1 protein-coding gene and 1 pseudogene are annotated in these 1,459 nt (G+C 73.1%); both read right to left on the reverse strand.

The features are described from left to right. Positions 1–94: pseudogene (locus H5J30_RS37190) on the reverse strand (gamma-glutamyl-gamma-aminobutyrate hydrolase family protein); the annotation flags it as partial. Further along, on the reverse strand, positions 94–1,459 hold a 1,366-nt coding region (gene eat, locus H5J30_RS33010; RefSeq protein ID WP_181791375.1), incomplete at its 5' end, for an ethanolamine permease. The pseudogene H5J30_RS37190 and the gene eat, both read right to left, overlap by 1 nt.

Raw genomic sequence — 1,459 nt, forward strand, 5'->3', positions numbered from 1 at the left:
AGCCGGCGGGCAGGAGGGCGGCGGGCAGCCGCCAGTCGCCCCACCGGGCCTCGTCGAGGAGGTAGGTGGAGATGCCGATGAGAGGCCGGTCCATCACTTCTCCTTCCCGGCAGGGCGTTCGAGCTCGGCCTCCGCCTCCGCCAGCGCCGCGAACTCCTCCTCGGGCGCCGCCGCGACCAGACGGTGCCGACTGTAGAGGGCGAAATATCCCACCGCCACCGCGTACACGCAGCCCGCGATCATCGCCGCCCACTTGTCCACCAGGAACGTCGCCACCAGCGCCGACAGCGCGAGCACGAACGCCACCGCGGACGTCACCGCCCCGCCCGGCGTGCGGTACGGGCGGTGCAGCCCCGGCTCGCGGCGGCGCAGCACGATGTGCGAGAGCGCCATCAGCGCGTACGAGATGGTGGCCCCGAACACCGCGACGTTCAGCATCCGCGCCCCGTTCCCGGACCCGGCCGCGAGCGCGAAGCCGATCGCGCCGGGCACGAGCAGGCCCAGGTACGGGGCCTTGCGGCGGGAGGTGAGGGACAGGGCGCGGGGCAGGTAGCCGGCCCGGGAGAGCGCGAAGAGCTGGCGCGAGCCGGCGTAGATGAGGGAGAAGAACGACGCGACGAGCCCGGCGAGGCCCGCGTAGTTGACGAACCGGCTGAGCGCCGTCGCCTCGCCGTCCGGCTGCAGCGCCTCCACCAGCGGGTTGCCCGCGCCCTGGACGGCGGCGGAGCCGCGGGCGCCGGCCGCGGCGATGAAGGTGACGACGGCGAGCAGCAGCAGCACGCCCATCGCCCAGGCCATCGCGCGCGGCAGCGTACGGGACGGGTCCTTCGTCTCCTCCGCCGCCAGCGGCACGCCCTCGACGCCGAGGAAGAACCACATCCCGAACGGGAACGCCGCCCAGATGCCCAGGATCCCGAACGGCAGCCAGGAGTTGGCGCCGAGGGCGCCGTCGTCGACGGGGATGTCGTTGAGCGAGCCGGCGCTGAACTCGGTGAGGGCGCCGACGGCGAAGATGAGCAGCGCCGCGACGGCGACGGCGGTCACCACGAGGCTGAAGCGCAGCGCCTCGCCGACGCCCCACAGGTGGATGCCGAGGAAGATGACGAAGCAGGCGAGGTAGACGGGCCAGCCGGAGGTGAGGCCGAACAGCTCCAGCGACTCGACGTAGTCGCCGATGAAGATGACGATCGCGGCCGGCGCGAGGACGTACTCGATGAGGATCGCCGTGCCGGTCATGAACCCGCCCCAGGGACCCAGCGCCTTGCGGGCGAAGCCGTAGCCGCCGCCCGCCGTGGGCAGGACCGCGGCCAGTTCGGCGAGGGCGAAGACCAGGCAGGTGTACATCACGCCCATGAGCAGCGCGGCGATGGCCAGGCCGCCGAACCCGCCCTCCGCCAGGCCGAAGTTCCAGCCGGAGAAGTCGCCGGAGACGACGTACGCCACGCCGAGGCCGGTGAGC

It is taken from the genome of Streptomyces phytophilus (assembly GCF_013870535.1).
GTDB lineage: Bacteria > Actinomycetota > Actinomycetes > Streptomycetales > Streptomycetaceae > Streptomyces > Streptomyces phytophilus.